This is a genomic window from Pseudomonas sp. 06C 126 (assembly GCF_001855215.1).
Classification (GTDB): domain Bacteria; phylum Pseudomonadota; class Gammaproteobacteria; order Pseudomonadales; family Pseudomonadaceae; genus Aquipseudomonas; species Aquipseudomonas proteolytica.
In genome coordinates, this window is the sequence record NZ_MIFU01000151.1 from 105,462 (window position 1) to 126,809 (window position 21,348).

Genomic DNA, 21,348 nt, shown 5'->3' on the forward strand with positions numbered 1-21,348 from the left:
GGACAATAACCATGCGTAAGATGATTTTGCAGTGCGGCGTACTGGCCCTCAGCCTGTTGGCCGCCAACGTGATGGCTGCCGTGTCAGCGGAAGAAGCCGCCAAGCTTGGGACCACCTTGACTCCGGTCGGCGCGCAAATGGCCGGTAATGCCGATGGCTCGATCCCGGCCTGGACCGGTGGCATCCCGAAAAACGCCGGTGCAGTCGACAGCAAGGGCTTTTTGGCCGACCCGTTCGCCAATGAAAAACCGCTGTTTGTGATCACCGCCGCCACGGTCGACAAGTACAAGGACAAGCTGTCGGATGGCCAGGTGGCGATGTTCAAACGTTACCCCGAGACTTACAAAATCCCGGTCTACACCACCCACCGCACGGTCAACCTGCCCGACGATATCTACGAGTCGATCAAGCGCAGCGCACTCAACGTCAAGTCGATCAACGACGGCAACGGCCTGGAGAACTTCACCGGCAACCGTTACTACGCCTTCCCGATCCCGAAGACTGGCGTCGAGGTGTTGTGGAACCACATCACCCGTTACCACGGCGGCAACCTGCGGCGCATCATCACCCAGGCCACACCGCAGACCAACGGCAGCTACACGCCGATCCGCTTTGAAGAAGAAGTGGCGGTGCCGCAACTGATCCCCGACATGGACCCGGCCAAGGGCGCCAACGTGCTGACGTTCTTCAAACAGTCGGTCACCGCCCCGGCGCGCCTGGCGGGCAACGTGTTGCTGGTACACGAAACCCTCGACCAGGTGAAGGAACCGCGCCTGGCGTGGATCTACAACGCCGGCCAACGCCGCGTACGCCGCGCACCGCAAGTGGCCTACGACGGGCCGGGCACCGCGTCCGACGGCCTGCGTACCTCGGATAACTTCGACATGTTCTCCGGTGCGCCAGATCGCTACGACTGGAAGCTGGTGGGCAAGAAGGAAATGTACATTCCCTACAACGCCTACAAGCTCGACTCGCCTTCGCTCAAGTACGACGACATCATCAAGGCCGGGCATATCAACCAGGACCTGACCCGCTACGAACTGCACCGGGTCTGGGAGGTGGTCGGCACCGTCAAGCCGAGCGAGCGGCACATCTACGCCAAGCGCCATATGTACATCGATGAAGACAGCTGGCAGGTGGCGCTGGTGGATCACTACGACGGTCGTGGCCAACTGTGGCGCGTTGCCGAAGGTCACGCGCAGTTCTACTACAACCACCAGACCCCGGCCTACACCGTCGAGACCCTGTACGACATCATCGCCGGGCGCTACATCGCCCTGGGCATGAAGAACGAGGAGAAGAGCAGTTTTGTGTTCGGCTTCAATGCCAAGGCGGCGGACTACACCCCCTCGGCCCTGCGCGCCTCGGGCGTCCGCTGATCCAAAGTTGTAGACCCAATCATTGTGGGAGCTGGCTGACCTTTGATCGTGCCGGGCTTGTTTTGAAGCCCGGCTTTTTTATGCCCGGCAATCAGCCCGCTGAATACTTCTTCAACAACGCCCATCGAGGGGACTACGGTAGGCCGCACGCCGCATAAAAATAAAAAAGGGACGCTGTAATGACCGCCATGACCCGTCGCCTGGATCGTCCTGGATTCATGCCACGTTTGTCTTCCCACCATTTGCTGCGCCCCCGCCTGGCCGACCCGTTGCTAGGGACGCAGGCGCGGGTAAGGTTGCTGTGCGCGCCGGCCGGCAGCGGCAAGAGCGCCTTGTTGGCTGAATGCGCCCAGCAGGCACCGGCGAGCTGCCAGGTGTATTGGTTGGCGCTCAACGGTACGGCATTGGACCCTCATGCTCTGTGCCAGCGCCTGGCACAAAGCCTGGGCCTGGCGTTTGTCGATGAAGCCAGCTTGTTGCTGGACCTGAGCCGCTGGCAAACGCCAGCCTGGCTGTTTCTCGATGACTATTGCCGGGTGGCGGCGCCCGCATTGGATGCTTTGCTCGATCGGCTGCTGGCCTCGAGTAGCCCGGCCTTGACCTGGTGGCTGGGCGCGCGGCGTCGGCCGGCGTGCAATTGGCCGCGGTTGCTGCTCGATGATGAGCTGTGGGAATGGGGCGGCACCGAGTTGGCGTTCGATCAGCGCGAGGTCCAGCAACTGCTCGATCACCACGCCGCTGCTGGGCAGTCTGCCGACAAAGTCCTGCAATTTTCTGCGGGCTGGTGCGCAGGCGTGCGTATCGCCCTGCTCGAAGGCGACAACCATCCCGACAGCGGCGCCTGGCATGGGCGTTCGCAAACCTTGCTCGATTACCTGCAGCACGAGTTGTTCAGCACGTTGCCCGAAGAATTGGAGGAGGCCTGGCGCGTCCTGGCACATCTGCCGCGTTTCAACCCGGGACTGTGCGAGCACCTGTTCGGGTTTGGCGATGGCGCCGGCTACCTGCGCGACCTTCAGGCCCTGGGTGCGTTCATCGAGCCCTGGGACGACTCGCCAGACTGGCTGCAGGTCTTCCCGCCCCTGGCCCAGTTGCTGCGCGACGAACCGTGGCCGGCCCGGCGCTCCTGGCATCGGCGCGCCTGCCAATGGTTCACCGCGGCCCAGGACTGGCAGGCGGCGTTTGAGCAGGCGCTGTTGGCTGAAGAATACGAAGTGGCGGTCAGCCTGTTGGAGCACTTCAGCTTTGAAGACTTGTTCCGCCAGCAAAACGCCGTGCTGTTGTTGCGCCTGCATGAGCAACATGGCGACGAGTTGATGCTCGGCTCGGCGCAACTGGTGGGGCTGGTCACCGCCGCCTTGCTGTTCGCCGGGCGTTTCGACCAGGCCGCGCAATGTATCGACCAACTGGCGCGCTTCACCCCGCAACCTACGGCCGCCCTGCAACGGCATCTGCTGGCGCGCTGGCAGGCGCAGTGGGGGTGGTTGTTGCATCTTGGGGGGGACGCGGTACCTGCGCGCGGGCATTTTCTGGAAGCGTTGAATGACTTGCCGGACAGCGCCTGGACATCGCGGTTAATGTGCTTGTCGGGCCTGACCCAGCAAGCGTTGCTGCGCGGCGAACTGGACGTGGCCCAGGCCCTCAACCGTGAGGCGTTGTGCCTGGCGCGGGCCAACGGTTCGTTGCTGTTGGAGGCGGTGCTGGAACTTGACCATGCGCAGTTGCTGGAACAGCGAGGCGCACCGTACCGGGCCCAGAGCCTGTTGGAAGGTGTGCAGGCGATGCTGGTGCAGCAGCGCCTCAAGGCGGGGCCATTGATGGGCCGGATAGCCTTGCGCCGTGGCCACCTGGCCTTGCGCCAGGGGCATGATGCGTTGGCCACCGAGTGCCTCGAAGCCGGCCTGGGCATGTGCTTGCACAGCCAGGACAAGCGTGTGCTCTATGGTTTCCTTGGGATGGCGATGCTGGCGGCCAATCGTGGTGATTACGCCCAGGCGTTTATCCAGCTACGTGACGCCGAACGCCTGATGCAACGCCGGCACGTGCCCGACACGGTGTACCGGGCGGTGTTGCTCTTGCTCAGCGGGCATTTCTGGTTACAGCAGGGGCGGGCCGAACTGACCCAGGAAGCGGTCAGCCGGGTGCTGCGCCACTATCACGGGCCCCAGGCCAAACAGGCACCGCCGGCGACCCTGGAACTGATCCCCCGGCTGGAATACCTGTTGGTGCTGGCCCAAGTCAAACTGCGCCACGCCGAGCAGCCCATCCAGCGGCTCACAGCCTTGCTCGACACTGCCCGCGAGCGCGGCATGCAATGCCTGGAGGTGGAACTGCACTTGGTGTTGGGCGAGGTGGCCTGGCAACTGGGCGAGCGAGCGAACGCGGTGCGCTCGCTGCAAACCGGGCTGGCCCTGGCGGCGCGCTGCCAGGTGCAGCAGGCGGTGCGTGAACTGCGCCTGCGCCAGCCGGGGTTGCTCTGTGAGTTGGGGCTTGAACCTCAAGAGGCGGTGGCGGCACCTGGAGAAAACCCCCTGAGCCAGCGGGAATTGGAGGTGCTGCAACTGATTGCGCTGGGCAACTCCAACCTGGAAATTGCCGATCTGTTGTTTATCTCGCTGCACACCGTAAAGACCCATGCCCGGCGGATCCACAGCAAGCTGGGGGTGGAGCGCCGCACCCAGGCGGTGGCCAAGGCCAAGACCCTGGGCCTGATGGCCTGATTTTCAAGCAAGCCAGCTCCCACATTTGCCCACGTGCGTGCAGTCAGGGCTGATACCCCATCCGCCAACTCACCGCCTGGCTCGCCGCAAGCAATTGCCTGGCCGCCGGCCCATCTTCATCGGCATGGAACAACGAGGTCGGCCCCACCACGGTCATCACCGCCACCACCTGCCCCATCGCGTTGAACACCGGCGCCGACAGCGCATCGACCCCCGGCATCAGCAAGCCATGCACAAAGTGCAGGCCACGCTGGCGAATCTGCTCACAGGCCTGCCTATACGCCTGGTCGTCCGCCAGCGCATGGGCGGTGCCGGCCTCGATCTCCTGCGCGCGCAGGTCTACGGTTTCGCGCTCTGGCAAGAAGGCGCTGAACACCAGCCCGGTTGAGGAACTGAGCAGCGGCAGCACCGACCCCAATTGCGTCACCACCGTGACCGCGCGTACGGCCGGTTCGATATGCACCACGGTCGCGCCGTGGTTGCCCCACACCGCGAGAAAGCAGGTTTCATTCAACTCATCGCGCAACTGCGCCAGGGGCAGGGTGGCGACTTTCAGCACATCCATGCTGCCCAGCGCCGCCAGCCCCACGCGCAGGGCCTCGCGACCCAGGCCGTAATGGTTGGTGGCGGTGTTCTGCTCGGCAAAGCCCGAGGCAATCAGGGCCTGCAAGTAGCGGTGGACCTTGCTGGCGGGCATCTGCACATGTTCGGCCAGGCGCGACAGGGAGGTGGCCGGCGACAGTTCGGCCAGGGCCTTGAGGATGTCGGTGCCGACTTCGGCCGAGCGGACTTTCTGTTTACCGGTGTCGCGGGGGGCGGGCGGCTTTTCCATGGAGAACGTGTGTCCCAAAGACGAATGGCGGTCTTTATAGCTTGACGGTCGATACGGAGCAAATTACGTTATGCGTAACTGGATTACGATAAAAACAACTTCCTTACTGAGGACGATCCATGACCCTCGATTATCAATCGGGCTTTGGCAATGAATTCGCCAGCGAAGCCTTGCCAGGTGCACTGCCGGTCGGCCAGAACTCCCCGCAAAAAGCGCCCTACGGGCTGTACACCGAGCTGTTCTCCGGCACCGCCTTCACTATGGTGCGCAGCGAAGCCCGGCGCACCTGGATGTATCGCATCCAGCCGTCGGCCAATCACCCGGCATTCGTCAAACTGGAACGGCAACTGGCCGGTGGCCCGCTGGGTGAGGTCACGCCTAACCGCCTGCGTTGGAACCCGTTGGATGTTCCCGCAGAACCCACCGACTTTATCGATGGGCTGGTGGCCATGGTGGCCAACTCCGGTGCCGAAAAGCCCTCAGGCATCAGCATCTATCATTACCGCGCCAACCGTTCCATGGAGCGCGTGTTCTTTAACGCCGATGGCGAACTGTTGATCGTTCCCGAGCAAGGCCGCCTGCGCATCGCCACCGAGTTGGGCGTGTTGGAGGTCGAGCCGCTGGAAATCGTCGTGCTGCCTCGGGGCCTGAAATTCCGCATCGAACTGCTGGATGCCCAGGCGAACGGCTACGTTGCCGAAAACCACGGCGCACCGCTGCGCCTGCCGGACCTGGGGCCGATCGGCAGCAATGGCCTGGCCAACCCGCGGGACTTCCTGACCCCGGTCGCCCACTACGAAGAGCTGTCCCAACCCACGCCCCTGGTGCAGAAGTTCCTCGGCGAGCTGTGGGGCTGCACCCTGGACCACTCACCGCTGAACGTGGTGGCCTGGCACGGCAACAACGTGCCGTACAAATACGACCTGCGCCGCTTCAACACCATCGGCACGGTGAGTTTTGATCACCCGGACCCGTCGATCTTTACCGTGTTGACCTCGCCCACCAGCGTCCATGGCCTGGCCAACCTCGACTTCGTGATCTTCCCGCCGCGCTGGATGGTGGCCGAGAACACCTTCCGGCCACCGTGGTTCCACCGCAACCTGATGAACGAATACATGGGCCTGATCCAGGGCGCCTACGATGCCAAGGCCGAAGGCTTCCTGCCGGGCGGCGCGTCGCTGCACAGCTGCATGAGCGCCCACGGCCCGGATGGCGAGACCTGCACCAAGGCCATCGCCGTGGACCTGGCGCCGCACAAGATCGATAACACCATGGCCTTCATGTTCGAGACCAGCCAGGTGCTGCGCCCGACCCGGTTCGCCCTGGACTGCCCGCAACTGCAAAACACTTACGACGCTTGCTGGGCCACGTTGCCGGCAACCTTCAACCCGAATCGGAGATAAACCATGACTCAGTCCACTCTCACCCGTAGTTGGGTGGCCTCGGCCAACGGTCACACGGATTTCCCCCTGCAGAACCTGCCCCTGGGCATCTTCAGCCTCAACGGTTCGGCGCCGCGCAGTGGCGTGGCGATTGGCGAGCATATTTTTGATCTGCAGGCCGCCCGTGAGCTGTTTGATGGTGAAGCGCGCCGCGCCATCGACGCCATGGCAGGCGGCCAATTGAACGCCTTCTTCGAACTGGGCCGCGGCCCGCGGGTTGCCCTGCGCGAACGCCTGCTGGAATTGCTGGCCGAGGGCAGCGACCAGCAGGCCAAGTTGCAAGCCCTGGGCGCCCAGGTGTTGCCCCTGGCCAGCGATTGCCAGATGCACCTGCCGGCGAAAATCAACGACTACACCGACTTCTACGTCGGCATCGAGCACGCGCAGAACGTCGGCAAACTGTTTCGCCCCGACAACCCCTTGCTGCCCAACTACAAGTACGTGCCGATCGGTTATCACGGTCGTGCGTCAACCATCCGCACCTCCGGCACCGAGGTGCGTCGGCCCAAGGGCCAGACCCTGCCAGCCGGCCACAGCGAACCGACCTTCGGCCCGTGCGCACGCCTGGACTATGAATTGGAACTGGGCATCTGGATCGGCCAGGGCAATGCCATGGGCGACTCGATTGCCATTGGCGACGCCGCCGAGCATATCGCCGGTTTCTGCCTGCTCAACGACTGGTCGGCGCGGGATATCCAGGCCTGGGAATACCAGCCGCTGGGGCCGTTCCTGTCCAAAAGCTTTATCACCAGCATCTCGCCGTGGGTGGTCACGGCCGAAGCCCTGGAACCGTTCCGCAAGGCCCAGCCCGCGCGGCCGGCCGGTGATCCACAACCGCTGCCGTACCTGCTGGACAGCCGCGACCAGGCCGCTGGTGGCTTTGATATCGAACTGGAAGTACTGCTCACCACCGCGGCGATGCGCGAGCAGAACCTGCCGGCCCATCGCCTGACCCTGAGTAACACCCAGCACATGTACTGGACCGTGGCGCAAATGGTTGCGCACCACAGTGTCAACGGCTGCCAATTGCAGGCGGGCGACCTGTTTGGTTCGGGTACTTTGTCGGGCCCGGCGGCCGGCCAGTTCGGCAGCTTGCTGGAAATCACCGAAGGCGGGAAAAAGCCGATTGAACTGGCCTCGGGCGAGGTGCGCAAGTTCCTTGAAGACGGCGACGAAATCATCCTGCGTGCCCGCTGCCAGCGTGATGGATTTGCCTCCATCGGCTTTGGCGAATGCCGTGGCACCGTAGTCGCGGCGCGCTAAGAGGGCAGGGGCATGGAACTCTATACCTACTACCGTTCCACGGCGTCCTATCGGGTGCGCATTGCCCTGGCCCTCAAGGGCCTGGCGTTCACCGCGCTGCCGGTCAACCTGCTGGTACCCAAGGGCGGCGCCAATCGCCAGCCCGAATACCTGGCGATCAACCCGCAGGGCCGTGTCCCGGCCTTGCGCACCGATGAAGGCGAGCTGCTGATCCAGTCGCCGGCGATCATCGAGTACCTGGATGAACGTTATCCACAGCCCGCGCTACTGGCCGAGGACCTGGCGACCCGCGCCCATGAGCGCGCGGTGGCCGCGATCATCGGCTGTGACATTCACCCGCTGCACAACTCCAGCACCCAGAACCTCCTGCGCCAGTGGGGGCATGACGAAGCGCAGTTGCTGGCATGGATCGGGCATTGGATCAGCCAGGGCCTGGGCGCTGTCGAGCAATTGATCGGCGACCAGGGTTACTGCTTTGGCGAGCAGCCTGGCTTGGCGGATACCTTTCTGATCCCTCAGTTGTACGCGGCGGAGCGCTTCAAAGTGGCGCTGGACAGCTATCCACGGATCCTGCGCGTCGCAGCCTTGGCTGCCAAACATCCTGCATTTATCCAGGCCCATCCCTCCAACCAACCTGACACCCCCTAGATCAATGTGGGAGCTGGCTTGCCTGCGATGACGGTGTTGACTGACACACCGCCATCGCAGGCAAGCCAGCTCCCACAAGTGATACCCCATAAAAATAAAATAGGTACCTTGCGATGCACAATCAGATTGCCAGCTTTCGCGCGGCACTCGACGCCCGTCCGGTGTCGCGCTATCAGTGGTTGATTCTTCTGTTGTTGGCGTTGTTGCTGGTGACCGATGGCTACGATGCCCAGGTGCTGGGTTACGTGGTCCCGGCCCTGGCCCAGGACTGGGGCCTGGAAAAAGCCGCCTTCGGCCCTGTGTTCAGTGCCAACCTGCTGGGGCTGACCCTCGGCTCGCTGGCCGTGACGCCCTTGGCTGATCGCTTCGGCGTGCGCCGTATTTTGCTCGCTTGCGTACTGATCTACGCCAGCCTCACGGTGTTGATGGTGTTCGCCAATTCCCTCGAAACGCTGATGGTCGCGCGTTTTATCTGCGGCATTGGCATGGGCGGCGCGATGCCCAGCGCCATGGCGTTGATGTCGGAATACTCGCCACCGCGTATGCGCACCCTGATGGTGACGTTGGCGGCCTGTGGCTTCTCGTTCGGCGGGGCGGCGGGTGGTTTTGTCGCGGCGGGCTTTATCGACAGCTTCGGCTGGCAGGCGGTGTTCCTCGCCGGTGGCGTGACGCCATTGTTGTTGTTCCCGTTTCTGGCATGGCTGCTGCCTGAGTCCTTACCGCGTTTGTTGCGCGATGCGCCGCCCTATGCGCGCCTGCAGAAAGTCACGGAGCGCATGCTGCCCGGCTGGCAGGCACCGGCGGCCAGCGAACAACAGAATCGCCAGGAGCAGGGCAGCAAACTGACGGTGGTGGAGTTGTTCCGCAATGGTTATGCACGGCCAACGTTGCTGATCTGGTCGACCTTTTTCGTCAGCCTGATCCTGCTGTATTTCATGATCAGTTGGTTGCCGTCACTGTTGCTGGAAAGTGGCATGGCCTTGAATAAAGCCAACCTGGTGACCTCGATGTTCCTGTTCGCCGGCACCTTGGGCGCGATTGGCATGGCCTGGTTTGCCGACCGCCTGAAAAGCAAAGTGCGCTTGCTCTCGGGTGTGCTGGCGGCAGCGGCGCTGTGCACGATTCTGCTGGGGCTCAATCACGACAACCCGCGTTACCTGGTGGCATTTGTGTTTGCGGCGGGCTTTTGCATCATTGGCGGCCAGTTGACCCTCAATGCGTTTGCCAGCAACTTCTATCCAGCCCATGTGCGGGCCACTGGCACGGGATGGGCGTTGGGTGTCGGGCGCTTTGGTTCGATCCTGGGGCCACTGTTTGGCAGCATGCTGCTGGCGATGCATGTACCGGTGCAGCAGATTTTCTTCTTCTGTGCGATTCCGGCGGTGATTGCCGCGTTACTGATCATTCAGGTGCGTTCGCCTGAGGCCAAGGCGCCAAAAGATTCACTGCGTGGCGATATCCTCAAAACCTGAAGAACACCATGCTTACCTGTGGGAACTGTCGAGCCCGGCGCGGCTGCGATGGGGGCGACGCGGTCTAACGGTCGCCCCCATTCAATGCACCACCGCGCCAGGTGGCAGGTGGCCCAGGCGTTCAGTCAGTCTGAGTCGCTGCACCGGATCCTCGCTGAGCAACAGCGCATGCTCAAGGTCGAAGCGCTCGGCATTCGGGCAATCCAGATGCTTGTACAGGCTGGCCCGTGCCAGATAGTCGGCGGCATTGGCGTCGCCCAGTTCCAGCACCCGTTCGGCATCGATCAGCGCCGCAAGGTGATTGTCATTGGCCACGTACAGTTGCCGCAGGTTGCGCGACAGCCGTTGCAGGATCAGCCGCGGTTCGGCGCTGCGCAAGTGTTCGGCTTGCAGCTTGAGATTGGGGCCGTACTGGCGTTGCAGCAATTCGCGGCAGTCGTTGGGGTACAGCCGTCGCCCGCCACAGGGATCGAGCAAATGATCGGCACCGCTCACCCGTAGCAGGAAGTGCCCTGGAAAGTTGACCCCGGCCATGGGAATCCCCAGGCGCCGCGCCAACTCCAGGGCAATCAGACCCAGGGCCAGGGGTTGCCCGCGTCGGCGCTGCAACACCTTGTCCAACAGCGCGGCGGCGGGGCGCAAGGGGGTGAAGTCGTCCTGGGCGAACCCCAGGTCATTCATTATCCGCAGCAACGGCTGGCCCAGTTCATCGGCCGGCAGCAGCGGCATGCCCAGGCTGACCTGCTGGTGCAGCACAGTGAAGTCAGCCAGGATCGCCCGTGGCTCTACGGTAGGGTCGTGCTCGGCAGCGATCCATAAGGCGGCTTCAAACAGCGCCGGAGGCGAGCGGTGCAGGCAGTCGAAAAAGGCTTGGCGGGGATTCATTGCATTCTCCGTCGGATGTCCCGTTTTAGCCTTGCCGAGAACTTTCGTCCAGTCCCTTAGGACCTGGCCTACCTGGTTATGTCGCAAAGCCTGTAATTACGGGCTGCTTATTCCTGCGCGCTCCTGCAACCTTTTCCCGGCGGCCTATACTTGGCGACTACAAGCAGTCATTCGGGAGCTCGACGATGTTTGCTCTCATGCACAGCACCCGCGTTGAATCCCTGCACCTGAGCGTTGACCCGGTGACCGGGTTGAAGGCGGTCATTGCCATTCACAGCAGTCGCCTGGGGCCGGCCCTGGGGGGCTGTCGCTACCTGGCTTACCCCGACGACGAAAGCGCCGTGGCCGACGCCGCACGCCTGGCCCAGGGCATGAGCTACAAAGCCGCGCTGGCCGGTTTGCCGGTAGGCGGCGGCAACGCGGTGATCATCCGTCCCGCCCATGTCGAAAGCCGCGCCGCGTTGTTCGAAGCCTTCGGCCGGTGTATCGAGCAGCTCGATGGCCGCTACATCACTGCCATCGACAGCGGCACTTCCGTGGCCGACATGGATTGCATCGCCCAGCACACCCGTTTTGTCACCAGCACCACCGCCGCCGGCGACCCTTCGCCCCATGCGGCCATGGGCGTATTCGCCGGCATCCGCACCGCCGCCATGGCCCGCCTGGGCAGCGACAACCTGGAAGGCCTGCGAGTGGCAATCCAGGGCCTGGGCAACGTCGGCTACGCCCTGGCCGAACAACTGCACGCCGCCGGCGCCGAATTGCTGGTGAGTGATATCGACCCTGGCAAAGTGCAACTGGCCATGGAGCAACTGGGCGCCCACCCGATTGCCAACGATGCGTTGCTCAGCACCCCGTGCGACATCCTCGCGCCCTGCGGCCTGGGCGCCGTGCTCAATCGCCAGAGCGTCGCCCAACTGCGCTGCGCCGCCGTGGCCGGCTCGGCCAGCGCACAACTGACCCACCTGCAAGTGGCCGACCAGTTGGAGGCACGTGGCATCCTCTACGCACCGGATTACGTGATCAACTCCGGCGGCCTGATCTACGTCGCCCTCAAGCACGGTGGCGCGGACCTGGCGACTATCACCGCACACCTGTCCAACATCGGTACACGCCTGACCGAAATCTTCGCCCACGCCCAAGCCGAAAAACGCTCACCCGCGCGGGTCGCCGATGAACTGGCCGAGCGCCTGCTGTACGCCTAGCACTTATTAAAAAGGCCCTGAATCATCGATTCAGGGCCTGTTCAATTCGGGCTTTATTCCGCCGCGGGGTTCAGCAACTCGGACAGCGCGTCCGGCTGGCTCTTGAACGCCTTGGCAAACACATCGCGATTCTTCGCCATGTAGATCCCGGCTTCCTCCACCTGCTGCTCACTCAGGGACGGCACGGCTTTTTGCAACACTTCTGCGAGCAACTCAGCGAGTTCAAGCATCTTGTCATGACGGTCAGCTTCGGCTTTATCCATGAACAAACGCTCCAGATCTCGGCTGCTGCGGTATACCACTTCGACGGCCATTCACCACCTCACATGCCTTCACGATAGTTGTCTATTGCGACTACTGTATTTATATACAGCTAAAAGGATAAGCCAATCCAGGGGGTTTGGGTAGCAGCTTTTTAATGTAGTCGGGAAATGGGGCTTTGCTACAAAGGAAAATTTCTGACAACTTGCCGGGGTTGCGCTGGATTTGTCCGGTGGCTTACCTTCCTCGGGCGCTGTGTATGCAGCGATTGGGCTTGTCGGCCCGGTAGAAGATAGCGCAACAACCCCCAACAAGAACGCTGGTGTTTTTACGCCTGCTTTCCTGTGTCGAGGCGGGGTGCTGGGTTTCTTCTTACCGGTCCGTCACCCAATCTGCTTGGCGGCAGACGGTGCTGGATATCCATTCGATCAAGAAGAGATACGCCATGCCCAACCCCCCAGACTCACTTCATCGCTTTGAGCACGACAGTCAAAACAGCAACGACTAGACTCCTTCTTCATCAACAATGGAGGCTTTTATGGACACTTCCTTTTCTTCTGCTACCCCCGCAGAGACTGAAGAGCAGGCCGACAGCTATGACCGGTGGTTTCGCGCCAAGGTGCAAGCCGCTCTTGATGACCCAAGGCCAGGTATTCCTCATGATGAGGTGATGGCTGAGATGCGCGCCCTGATCGCATCCAAACGCAAGAAAGGCGATGCTGATTGAGTGGGCGCCCGCAGCGCGGGAGCAACTCCAGCAAATTATTAGTTACATCAGCGACCGCAATTTAGTCGCAGCACTTGAGCTAAACCAGGCAATAGAAGCCTCTGTACTGGCTCTGTCCCGTAGGCCCCATCTTTACCGACCCGGACGTGTTATCGGCACGCGGGAGATGGTGGTTCATCCAAATTATCTGGTTGTTTATCAAGTGACGGACTACATCCGGGTACTCTCGGTCTTGCATGCGCGCCAACGGTATCCCTGATAAACCGGCCTCTCGGAGGCTCAGAGTTAATGTGTTTTTCTGTATGCGTGTCTCCTGTCATTCCACCATCATCTCATTCTGCAATCTCTGGCCTTCTTTCTGCATGCAGAGAAATCGTCATGCCAAACGGGCATTATCCCCGGGCCAAAGCATGGCTTAGGCAATGGCAAACAGTTGGCTATTTTTTAAACAGTGGTGGTGAGTAATGACAGAAATGAAGTGGGCCGACAAAGTGCGCAAAAGCTTGCACGCAAACGCAGATTCCCTGGGTAATCTGGCGGTGGAGGCGTTTCACTACCTAGCGCTGTTTGGCATCGGTGCAATCACCGCCTATGCGGCTGTGCTGACCTTTATCGACATGTTGCAAAAAGGTGGCATCAGCGTTGATGACATCCTGTTGCTGTTTATCTACCTGGAGCTGGGCGCCATGGTGGGGATCTATTTCAAGACCAACCACATGCCCATCCGCTTCCTGCTTTACGTAGCAATCACCGCATTGACCCGCCTGCTGATCGGCGACGTGTCTCACCACAATGCCCCGGACCTGGGCATCATTTACCTGTGCGGTGGGATTCTGCTGTTGGCGTTTGCCATCCTGGTGGTGCGCTTTGCGTCGTCGCGTTACCCATCGGTCAAGGAAAAGTCCGAGTCCTGAGTCAGAGCCCGGCCGTGATCGGCGGCCGGTTGCTCGGTGGGCGCTGCAGCAGTTTGTGACTGTCGCCGTCGGTCATCACCGCCAGGATCTCCATGGCGCTGTGCCCCTGTTCAATGGCAATGCCGAATTGCACGCTTTGCACCAGGCGTTTGAGGCGTTGTGGGTCGTTGCGCTGTTCGGCGCTGATCATGCGTTTGGCAACCACGCCGCTGTCGTCGGAGAGGGTCAGCATGATGCTGCCGTCCAGGCGCTGGATGCTCAGGTTGACCCGGTACTTTGGGGAGAACGTGTCGGTGATCAGCTGAAAAGGATTGTCCATGGTGCGTTACCGCCTGATAAGAACATGCACTGATTGACGACCGGTATCGGGATTGGTTCGTGTTGCCTGACCACCGGTCACAAGCTCCGTTTTCCTTCAGTGGGTGTACAGCAAGGGGCGTGCCGTACAGGCATCTTTCTGACGACGAGCTGCCCCTGTGGGAGCGGGCTTGCCCGCGATTGCGGTGGATCAGCCAACCATTTAGTGACTGACATACCGCCATCGCGGGCAAACCCGCTCCTACAGGGTGATCTGTTTCAGGGCACTAGCGAGAAAATGACCGCAGACAGCGCAATCAACCCCAGCAGCACCACAAATACATTCGATACCTGGCCCGAATACTGGCGCAGCGATGGCACGCGGCGGATGGCGTACATCGGCATCAGGAACAGCAAGCACGCGATGATCGGCCCGCCCATGGTTTCGATCATGCCCAGGATGCTTGGGTTGAAGGTGGCGACGGCCCAGCAACTGAGGATCATGAACACAGCGGTGCAACGTTCCAGCCAGCGCGCCGACAGGGTGCGGTTGCGCCCGCGCAGGGATTTGACGATCAGGCCCTGGAAGCCTTCGCTGGCGCCGATGTAGTGGCCGAGGAAGGATTTGGTGATGGCCACCAGCGCGATCAAAGGCGCAGCGTAGGCGATCACCGGGGTCTGGAAGTGGTTGGCCAGGTAGGACAGGATCGAGATGTTCTGTGCCTTGGCGGCCGCGAGGTCGGCGGGTGACAGTGCCAGTACGCAACTGAAGCAGAAGAACATCACGGTGAGCACCATCATGCCGTGGGCCATGGCCAGGATGCCGCTGCTCTTGCGTTCGGCTTGGGCGCCGTACACGCGTTTCTGGTCCACCGCGAAGGCCGAGATGATCGGCGAATGGTTAAACGAAAACACCATCACCGGAATCGCCAGCCACAGGGTCTTGAAGAATGCCGGCAGGGGCATGCCCTCGCTGGCCGAAGCGAAGAACGCACCGTTCCAGTTGGGGATCAGGCTCAGCGCCAGCAACAGCAGGGCGGCGACAAACGGGTAGACCAGCACGCTCATGGCCTTGACGATCACGCCCTGGCCGCAACGCACAATGGCCATCAGGCCGAGGATCAGTACCAGGGACAGAATCGCCCGTGGGGGCGGGGTCATGTGCAGTTGGTGTTCCATGAAACTGCCGAGGGTGTTGGTCAGCGCGACGCTGTACACCAGCAGGATCGGGAAGATGGCGAAAAAGTACAGCAGGGTGATCAGCTTGCCGGCGCCAACGCCGAAATGTTCTTCCACGACGTCCGTAATGTCGCCGGATTTGCCCGACAGCACAAAGCGCGTCAGCCCACGGTGGGCGAAGAAGGTCATGGGGAAGGCCAGCAGCGCCAGGATGATCAATGGCCAGAAGCCACCGACCCCGGCGTTGATCGGCAGGAACAGGGTGCCGGCACCGATGGCGGTGCCGTAGAGGCCGAGCATCCAGGTGGTGTCGTGCTTGGTCCAGCCGGTGGTTACGGTTTGCGTGACAGAAGCGGGATTTTCGGCAGCAGGTGTACGTACATCGGTCATCGTTATTGCCTCGTTATTATTTTTGCGCGGGCTCACGTATGGGGCGGGTAGTCGTGCTCCTCAGCACTCCACCCAACTGACAGCCAGGCCGCCCCGTGAAGTTTCTTTGTATTTGTCATGCATGTCGGCGCCGGTATCGCGCATGGTGCGGATCACCCGGTCGAGGGAGATAAAGTGCTTGCCGTCGCCGCGCAGGGCCATCTGCGTGGCGTTGATGGCTTTGACGGCGGCGATGGCATTGCGCTCGATACAGGGCACCTGGACCAGGCCACCGACTGGATCGCAGGTCAGGCCGAGGTTGTGCTCCAGGCCGATTTCGGCGGCGTTTTCCAGTTGCTCGGGGGTGGCGCCGAGAATGTCCGCCAGACCTGCGGCGGCCATGGCGCAGGCCGAGCCGACTTCGCCCTGGCAGCCGACTTCGGCGCCGGAGATCGAGGCGTTTTTCTTGCACAGGATGCCGACGGCGGCGGCAGCCAGAAAGAAATTGACCACATCATCATCAGACGCGTCGGCGTTGAATTTCATGTAGTAGTGCAGCACTGCCGGAATGATCCCGGCCGCGCCATTGGTCGGCGCGGTGACCATGCGCCCACCGGCGGCGTTTTCTTCGTTGACGGCGAGGGCGAACAGGTTGACCCATTCCATGGCCGACAACGTTGAAGTGATCACATTCGGTTTGCCTATTTCCAGCAGGCTACGGTGCAGCTTGGCGGCGCGGCGCGGTACATCCAGGCCGCCGGGCAAGATGCCCTCATCACGCAGGCCCTGCTCGACGCACTCGCGCATCACCGACCAGATATGCAGCAGGCCGCTACGGATGTCTTCGTCACTGCGCCAGGCGCGCTCGTTGGCCATCATCAATTCGGAAACCCGCAGGCCGTGCTTGTTGCACAGGGCCAGCAGTTCGACGGCGCTGGAAAAGTCGTAGGGCAGTTCTACATCGCTGGTGGGAGCAATACCCGACTCGGCTTCCGCGGCCTCGATGATGAAACCACCGCCCACCGAGTAGTAGGTCTGTTCGCTCAACAGGCCGTCTGCCCCGTAGGCATGCAGGGACATGGCGTTGGGGTGGTAGGGCAGGCTTTCCTCCAGCAGCAGGAGGTCGTGCTGCCAGTTGAAGGAGATTTCTTGGGTACCGGCAAGCAACAATCGGCCTGATTCGCGCAACTGCTGGATACGCGGCCCGATCGAGGTAGGGTCAACCCGATCCGGCCATTCGCCCATCAGCCCCATCACGCAGGCGCGGTCGGTGGCATGGCCCACGCCGGTGGCAGACAGAGAACCGTACAGGCGCACTTCCACGCGCTGGGTTTGCTCCAGCACTTGTTGGTCTGCGAGGGATTGGGCGAAGGTGGCCGCCGCCCGCATGGGGCCAACGGTATGGGAGCTGGACGGGCCGATGCCCACCTTGAATAGATCAAAAACGCTGATAGCCATGCTAAAGCCTTACAAGCTATGGAGTAGGAAATCGCTGCCATTGTTTGTAGGACAAGCGGAAGTGGCGCGATACTGCCCCTCTAGATCGGCACTGACCAACGAATTATCCTAAGACACCCTTTAGCAGGACTAAACTCTATGGCCCGCCCCCTGCATGCCCAGACGTATGTCTGGTTGCACGTATTTGCCTGCGCTGCACGGCATCTGTCCTTTACCCGTTGCGCCGAAGAACTGCACATAACACCCGGTGCAGTCAGCCAGCAGATTCGCCAATTGGAAGAGCGCCTGGGCTTTCGCCTGTTTCATCGACGGGCGCGCGGCGTGGAGTTGAGTGCCGAAGGGCAGCGGCTGGCGATCACGGTGAGCGAGGCCTACGGCAGTATCGATGCCGAGTTGCAGCGCCTGGATGCGGGGATGATCAGCGGCACCTTGCGCCTGCGCTCCATTCCGTCATTCCTCGGCAAGTGGTTGACGCCGCGCCTGCCGCGTTTGCAGCAGCGTTTTCCGGATATCCAACTGCGATTGGTGGCCGAAGACAGCAGCATCGCCTTGCACGAAGGCGACTTCGATCTGGCCATCGACCTTAACGACGGCAGTTATCCGGGTTTGTTATCCACAGCCTTGCTGGATGAGCAGATATTCCCGGTGTGCGCGCCGAGCCTGTTGCGCGGTCGGCCACCGCTGCACGGCCCGGCCGACCTGGCCCATTTCCCGTTACTGCACGACATCACCGCCTGGCGTGGGAGTTATGAGTATGCGGAGTGGGAGTTTTACCTGAATGCTATCGGCTATCACGACGCGGACGTGCGGCGCGGCCACACCTTCAACCGTAACCACCTGACCATCGAGGCCGCCATTGCCGGCATGGGTGTGGCGATTGCCCGGCGCACCCTGCTCAATGATGAATTGGAGCGTGGCACCCTGATCGTGCCGTTCGGGCTCGCGGTTGCGAATCACAAACGCTACGTGCTGCTGTATGCGCCAGGCGCGCTGAACCATCCCGGCGTACGTGCGGTGCATGACTGGCTGGTGGAGGAGGCGGAGATTTTTCGCGGATTGCACCCCTTGGGAGAGGGGCAATTGTGAGGATTTACGCAGGTGAGCAGGTGTACCCAACTCCCGACCATAACAGCGCTTTGGGCGGTTGTCAGACTTAATTTGTAATGTAGGATTTATCTTTGCGTAGGGGTTGAATTGTTCTCTCAGGTGCTCAATTGTGTAATCAAGAGGTCATGGTTTCACCGCATCGGTGTTGCAGTTGTGATCTCTGGCGAGCTAGCTGAAATAAGGGAAACACTATGCAAATCCTAGTCAACAGCGATAACCATATTGAAAGCAGCATCCGACTGGAGGAGTGGGTACGTACTACCATTGAGAGCACGCTCGAACGTTATGAAGAAGACTTGACCCGCATCGAAGTCTTTTTGAAGGATGAGAACGGCGACAAGCCGGGCCCCCACGATTTAAGTTGCCGCCTGGAAGCGCGGCCAAAGGGGCATCAACCGATTTCGGTTATCCATAAAGCCGACACCCTGGAACAAGCGATCGACGGGGCGGCCACCAAACTGGATAACGCGCTGGAACATCTGTTCGGCAGGCTGCAAGGCAAGCCGCGTGCAGAGAAAAGCACGCCAAACAACCAAGTCGATGAAGCCGGGCTTGAAGAGGAATTCCTGGAAAACGAACAGGCTGCGCTTAACAGCTGATTGCTGAGTGTTTTTCAACCCCATACAAAACGGGCCTGCAGATGCAGGCCCGTTTTTTTGTGTCTGATGAACGCTTCACTGTGGGAGCGAGCTTGCTCGCGAAGGGCGTAAAGGATAACGCGCAGATCCTGCGGGCACGCGGTGTTCTTAAGCTTTTCGCGAGCAAGCTCGCTCCTACAGTAAGCCGGTAGTCCGGCCGTCAGAATGCGACCGAGGTCTGTACGTACACCGTGCGCGGTTCGCCCACGTATTTGCCCTTGTTGTTGTCGTCAAACGAGCGGGTGTAGTACTGGGTGTTGAAGATGTTCTTCACCCCCACCGCCACATTCAAGTCCGACAATTGCGGGCCGAAGTCATAGGCCGCGCGGCTGCTGAACAGCATGTAGCCAGGAATGCGCCCGGTGCTGCCGTCCACGCTTTCAGCCCGGGTGTTGGCGTTGTCGGCGAATTGGCTGCTCTGGTAGGTGCTGTCCAGGTTCAACTTCCATGCACCTTCGGTGTAGCCCACGCCCAGGGTGCCTTTGTGCTTGGACGAAAACGGCACGCGGTTGCCTTTGTTCGGGCCGTCTTCACGGATGGTTGCATCGACGTAGGCGTAGCTGGCGTACACATCAAAACCGGCCAGCGCCGGGCTCAAGCCATCGAGAGCATAATTGAGGCTGGACTCGATGCCCTGGTGCCGGGTTTCGCCCCGGGCGATCACCGAGTCGTTGGTCTGGTTGCTTTCATACTGGTTGTCGAAGTTGATCAGGAACGCACCGATTTCCGCGCGCAGCGCGCCGTTGTCGTAGCGGGTGCCGACTTCCCAGGTGCGGGCCTTTTCCGGCTTGACCGCGCCGCTGCTCACACGGTTGGGCATCTGGCTGTACTGCACGCTGCCGAAGGAGCCTTCGGTGTTGGCGTACAGGTTCCAGTCGTCGGTCAGGTGATAGAGCACGTTCAACGCCGGCAAGGCGGTGTTGTAGTCGCCCTTGTATTTGACGTTGGTCAGGTTGTTGGTCTGTTGCGACTTGATCATCTCGTAGCGGATGCCAGGGGTTATGGTCCACTTGCCGATATCGATCCGGTCGTCGATAAAGAATGCATTGGCTTCGGTGCCACCCCGGGTGTCGCGGTCGTTGCGGCTGTCGGTGTTGGGCAGTTGCTGGTTGGCCGCAATCGGCGTGCGGTAGCGCAATTCATGCCCGGCTTCGTTGATGTAGCGGTAGCCCACACCGACTTCGTGGCTGGTCGGGCCGAGGTCGAAGCCTTGGGCCAGGCGCGTTTCCAGGCCGCGTACCCAATACTCGCGCGGTGACAGCGAAAGGAAGCTGCCCTGGTCCAGATAACCGCTGCGCAGGGTCTTGGTAAAGAAGCTGTTGACGGTGAATTCCCGGCGATCTTCCTGGTAGCGGTAGCCGACGTTAAACATCGTACGGCGGCCCCAGAATTTGTCGTAGGGGCGGGTGGACTGATACGGGTCGGCCTTGTAGGCCGCAGTGCTCAAGCCACCGGGCATATCGGCCTGACCTTCGTAGTACTGGGCCATGGCATTGAAGCTGTTGGCTTCGTCCAGTTGGTAGTTGCCCTTGAGGATCAGGTCGTCGATTTGTGTGTCGCTGTGTTCGCGCCAGTCACCGCCGCGGGTGCCGGAATACAGGATCGCGCCGCCCAGGCCGTTGTCGGCAGTGCCGCCCGCCAGCAGATTGCCGGTGGTCTTGAAGCCATCATGGCTGGAGGATGGGCTGGTCTCGGTCTGCAGGCCACCCTTGACCGTCGGTGCATCCGGAATCGCCCGGGTCACGAAGTTGACTACGCCGCCGACGTTTTGCGGCCCGTAACGCACGGCGCCACCGCCGCGCACCACGTCTACTGCATCCATGTTGCCCATGCTGACCGGCGCGAACGACAGTTGCGGTTGGCCATACGGGGCGAAGGGCACCGGAATCCCGTCCATCAATACCGTCGAGCGTGACGCCAGGCGCGGATTGAGCCCGCGAATGCCGAAGTTCAGCGCCATGTCGTGGCTGCCGGTGCCGTTGTTTTCTGGAGCGTTGACCCCGGGAATGCGGTTGAGCACGTCCCTGGCCTGGGTTGCGCCCTGGCGCTCGAACTCTTCGCGACGGATCACATCACGGGCGCCGGGGTGTTCGAAGACGTTGGTTTGCGCGGCATCGCCCAGCCAGTCTCCCACGACATTGGACGTGCCCAGCTCCAGGGTGGCCGGTGCGTTCAGCGGTTGCAGGCTGTAGGCGTTGTTACCTTCGGCGCGGGCTTGCAGGCCGGTGCCCTTGAGCAATGCGTTCAAACCTTGCTCGGTGGTGTAGTTGCCTGTCAGGCCCTGGCTTTGTACGCCGGCGGTCACTTCCGAGCCAAAGGAAATCAGCACGCCGGCTTCACGGCCAAACTGATTCAGCGCGGCCTCCAGGGACGTCGGGGCGATCTGATAAGGCTTGGCCTCGGCCGCCATGGCGTAGGGCAGGGCGCTGAAACTGAGGCTCGCGCCCAGCAGCAAGTGGCGCAGCGTGCGGGTAAGTGGCGTCAGGCGAGTCGGTTGCTGGGGCATGAAGAACGTTCCTCAGAGGTGGGAAACTGGGTGGCTTTCCCTCTCT

At 61.5% G+C, this 21,348-nt stretch carries 19 protein-coding genes; 12 read left to right on the forward strand and 7 right to left on the reverse strand.

The genetic code is table 11. The annotated features are described in order from the left end of the window. Positions 1–11: 11 nt before the first annotated feature. Together BHC62_RS26760 and BHC62_RS26765 are read left to right on the forward strand one after the other, a co-directional pair. Positions 12–1,379 (forward strand): DUF1329 domain-containing protein, encoded by a 1,368-nt coding sequence (locus BHC62_RS26760; RefSeq protein WP_029295549.1) that lies wholly within the window; start codon positions 12–14, stop codon positions 1,377–1,379. 179 nt (positions 1,380–1,558) lie between these two features. Next, positions 1,559–4,099, forward strand: a complete 2,541-nt coding sequence (locus tag BHC62_RS26765) for a LuxR C-terminal-related transcriptional regulator (protein WP_070996821.1) — start codon at positions 1,559–1,561, stop codon at positions 4,097–4,099. 43 nt (positions 4,100–4,142) lie between these two features. On the opposite strand, the gene BHC62_RS26770 is transcribed toward BHC62_RS26765, so the two are convergent. After that, positions 4,143–4,931 carry an IclR family transcriptional regulator gene (locus BHC62_RS26770; RefSeq protein WP_070996823.1) on the reverse strand — a complete coding sequence of 263 codons (789 nt, stop codon included), beginning with the start codon at positions 4,929–4,931 and terminating at the stop codon, positions 4,143–4,145. A 119-nt stretch (positions 4,932–5,050) separates the two neighbouring features. Between BHC62_RS26770 and hmgA the strand changes: the two genes are divergently transcribed. The 4 genes from hmgA (at position 5,051) to BHC62_RS26790 (ending at position 9,756) form a co-directional block, all read left to right on the forward strand. Further along, positions 5,051–6,334 carry a homogentisate 1,2-dioxygenase gene (gene hmgA, locus BHC62_RS26775; protein ID WP_070996825.1) on the forward strand — a complete coding sequence of 428 codons (1,284 nt, stop codon included), beginning with the start codon at positions 5,051–5,053 and terminating at the stop codon, positions 6,332–6,334. Positions 6,335–6,337: 3 nt separating this feature from the next. Continuing rightward, positions 6,338–7,636 carry a fumarylacetoacetase gene (gene fahA / locus BHC62_RS26780; protein WP_070996827.1) on the forward strand — a complete coding sequence of 433 codons (1,299 nt, stop codon included), beginning with the start codon at positions 6,338–6,340 and terminating at the stop codon, positions 7,634–7,636. A gap of 12 nt (positions 7,637–7,648) precedes the next feature. After that, positions 7,649–8,284 carry a maleylacetoacetate isomerase gene (gene maiA / locus BHC62_RS26785; protein ID WP_070996829.1) on the forward strand — a complete coding sequence of 212 codons (636 nt, stop codon included), beginning with the start codon at positions 7,649–7,651 and terminating at the stop codon, positions 8,282–8,284. A gap of 113 nt (positions 8,285–8,397) precedes the next feature. After that, positions 8,398–9,756 carry an aromatic acid/H+ symport family MFS transporter gene (locus BHC62_RS26790; RefSeq protein WP_070996831.1) on the forward strand — a complete coding sequence of 453 codons (1,359 nt, stop codon included), beginning with the start codon at positions 8,398–8,400 and terminating at the stop codon, positions 9,754–9,756. Positions 9,757–9,837: 81 nt separating this feature from the next. Here BHC62_RS26790 and BHC62_RS26795 read toward each other — a convergent pair whose 3' ends face one another. Continuing rightward, positions 9,838–10,641, reverse strand: a complete 804-nt coding sequence (locus BHC62_RS26795; RefSeq protein WP_029295542.1) for a SirB1 family protein — start codon at positions 10,639–10,641, stop codon at positions 9,838–9,840. Between the two features lie 185 nt (positions 10,642–10,826). Here BHC62_RS26795 and BHC62_RS26800 point away from each other — a divergent pair, with 185 nt between their 5' ends. After that, entirely contained in the window at positions 10,827–11,846 is a 1,020-nt protein-coding gene (locus BHC62_RS26800; RefSeq protein ID WP_029295541.1) for a Glu/Leu/Phe/Val dehydrogenase dimerization domain-containing protein, read from the forward strand. A gap of 53 nt (positions 11,847–11,899) precedes the next feature. Here BHC62_RS26800 and BHC62_RS26805 read toward each other — a convergent pair whose 3' ends face one another. Continuing rightward, positions 11,900–12,160 carry a YebG family protein gene (locus BHC62_RS26805; protein ID WP_003188807.1) on the reverse strand — a complete coding sequence of 87 codons (261 nt, stop codon included), beginning with the start codon at positions 12,158–12,160 and terminating at the stop codon, positions 11,900–11,902. Positions 12,161–12,645: 485 nt separating this feature from the next. Between BHC62_RS26805 and BHC62_RS26810 the strand changes: the two genes are divergently transcribed. The 3 genes from BHC62_RS26810 (at position 12,646) to BHC62_RS26820 (ending at position 13,748) form a co-directional block, all read left to right on the forward strand. Further along, positions 12,646–12,834, forward strand: coding sequence for an antitoxin (locus BHC62_RS26810; protein WP_070996833.1), 189 nt, complete (start codon positions 12,646–12,648; stop codon positions 12,832–12,834). Then, entirely contained in the window at positions 12,824–13,093 is a 270-nt protein-coding gene (locus BHC62_RS26815) for a type II toxin-antitoxin system RelE/ParE family toxin (RefSeq protein WP_070996835.1), read from the forward strand. The genes BHC62_RS26810 and BHC62_RS26815 overlap by 11 nt, the downstream gene beginning before the upstream one ends. A 205-nt stretch (positions 13,094–13,298) precedes the next feature. Continuing rightward, the gene (locus BHC62_RS26820; RefSeq protein WP_029295539.1) at positions 13,299–13,748 is read left to right on the forward strand and encodes a phosphate-starvation-inducible protein PsiE; all 450 of its coding nucleotides are present in this window, start codon (positions 13,299–13,301) and stop codon (positions 13,746–13,748) included. Position 13,749: 1 nt separating this feature from the next. Here BHC62_RS26820 and BHC62_RS26825 read toward each other — a convergent pair whose 3' ends face one another. The 3 genes from BHC62_RS26825 to BHC62_RS26835 form a co-directional block, all read right to left on the reverse strand. Further along, entirely contained in the window at positions 13,750–14,067 is a 318-nt protein-coding gene (locus BHC62_RS26825) for a DUF3509 domain-containing protein (protein WP_070996837.1), read from the reverse strand. 257 nt (positions 14,068–14,324) lie between these two features. Next, on the reverse strand, positions 14,325–15,614 hold the full coding sequence (locus BHC62_RS26830; protein ID WP_070996839.1) for a serine/threonine transporter: 1,290 nt from the start codon (positions 15,612–15,614) through the stop codon (positions 14,325–14,327). A gap of 60 nt (positions 15,615–15,674) precedes the next feature. Continuing rightward, positions 15,675–17,051, reverse strand: a complete 1,377-nt coding sequence (locus BHC62_RS26835; protein ID WP_070996841.1) for an L-serine ammonia-lyase — start codon at positions 17,049–17,051, stop codon at positions 15,675–15,677. A 138-nt stretch (positions 17,052–17,189) separates the two neighbouring features. Between BHC62_RS26835 and BHC62_RS26840 the strand changes: the two genes are divergently transcribed. Then, on the forward strand, positions 17,190–18,137 hold the full coding sequence (locus BHC62_RS26840) for a LysR substrate-binding domain-containing protein (RefSeq protein WP_029295534.1): 948 nt from the start codon (positions 17,190–17,192) through the stop codon (positions 18,135–18,137). A 212-nt stretch (positions 18,138–18,349) separates the two neighbouring features. Beyond that, positions 18,350–18,757, forward strand: a complete 408-nt coding sequence (locus tag BHC62_RS26845) for an HPF/RaiA family ribosome-associated protein (RefSeq protein WP_029295532.1) — start codon at positions 18,350–18,352, stop codon at positions 18,755–18,757. Positions 18,758–18,956: 199 nt separating this feature from the next. Here the strand turns inward: BHC62_RS26845 and fecA are convergent, their stop codons facing one another. Next, the gene (gene fecA, locus BHC62_RS26850) at positions 18,957–21,302 is read right to left on the reverse strand and encodes a TonB-dependent Fe(3+) dicitrate receptor FecA (protein ID WP_029295529.1); all 2,346 of its coding nucleotides are present in this window, start codon (positions 21,300–21,302) and stop codon (positions 18,957–18,959) included. Between the last annotated feature and the right edge of the window lie 46 nt (positions 21,303–21,348).